2 protein-coding genes are annotated in these 1,003 nt (G+C 46.9%); both read right to left on the bottom strand.

The features are described 5' to 3' along the window. Positions 1 to 557 (bottom strand): NADAR family protein (locus tag R7Q38_RS25125; RefSeq protein WP_318114771.1); only part of this gene is annotated, 557 nt, incomplete at its 3' end. Between the two features lie 244 nt (positions 558 to 801). Beyond that, the gene (locus tag R7Q38_RS25120) at positions 802 to 1,002 is read right to left on the bottom strand and encodes a PA3496 family putative envelope integrity protein (RefSeq protein ID WP_318114769.1); all 201 of its coding nucleotides are present in this window, start codon (positions 1,000 to 1,002) and stop codon (positions 802 to 804) included. Position 1,003: the final 1 nt, after the last annotated feature.

The following is a 1,003-nucleotide window of genomic DNA, read 5'->3' as shown; positions in this document are numbered from 1 at the left end:
ACCAGCGCGAGATGCTCCTTCCCTGTAGCCGTCTCGATGAAGCCGTGCATCATGAATGTGCCCCACTGAGTTGGCAGCTTAGCTTTGTCGATGAACTTAACCAAATTGTAAGGCTCGACATGTCGCAGCTCTGCGCGTACGTTCATCAGAATTTCTCCTAGGTGGTTCAAACCTTTACCGTCTCCCCCATCTCCCCAAAATGCGTCCTTGTGCGAATGCTCAGTAAGGCAAGCATTGCCCGTGCGCATCAGTTTCTGAGCAAGTTTCGGGTTTTGGAGGAATTTTTCTCGCACAATGAACGCCATGACTGAGAGCTTCATGTTGTCCCAATCACTGCGAACGAGATGCTCGTACTGACGGCTTAACGCGAACGCTTCATCCGGCGATTGGGCTTTCTGAATTTTGGTTTGCAGTTGGGCATCAACAAATTTCTGAGCTTGATAGTAGTGTTCGCTGGTGGGCCAAGATTGGGAAGATATTTCGACGGGGGCATGACAGAAGTTGGAGAGGAAGCCGTGCGGCTCATCGGGCTCGTAGAAAAGGATCTGATCAACCATATTCGCGCTCCTGCTTAGATGATATGGATAGTCAACAAAAGGCATATACTACTGATATATCTTTTAGTAACGCCTCTACCATTTGTCAAACCATAGTAAGCAAGCAAAGTGACTTCAGACTGAATAAAAATAAGGTTGGAGAACAAACAAAACGAGCAAGAAACTTCGGTTAAATGATGGGGTTAGCAAATAAAAAGGGCAGCCAGTTGGCTACCCTATGGAGTGGTACACCGAATTGAGAGAATCAGTGAATCAAGCCAAGTTCTCTTGCTTCTTCAATGCTTAACCCGCTTTCGCGGATTTCACGCAGTGCCTCAATGCGACGTCTGGCTTCTGCTGATTTCACTGTTTTCTCTGGCTTCACAACGGTTTCTTCTTCTTCGGGTAATTCCCACTTGTGAGCGATGTTGGTCATCTCTTCATGGTCGATAGAATTAATGGACATA

The organism is Vibrio sp. Vb0598, assembly GCF_033338935.1.
GTDB classification, from domain to species: domain Bacteria; phylum Pseudomonadota; class Gammaproteobacteria; order Enterobacterales; family Vibrionaceae; genus Vibrio; species Vibrio alginolyticus.
This window is presented reverse-complemented; position numbering and strand designations above follow the sequence as displayed.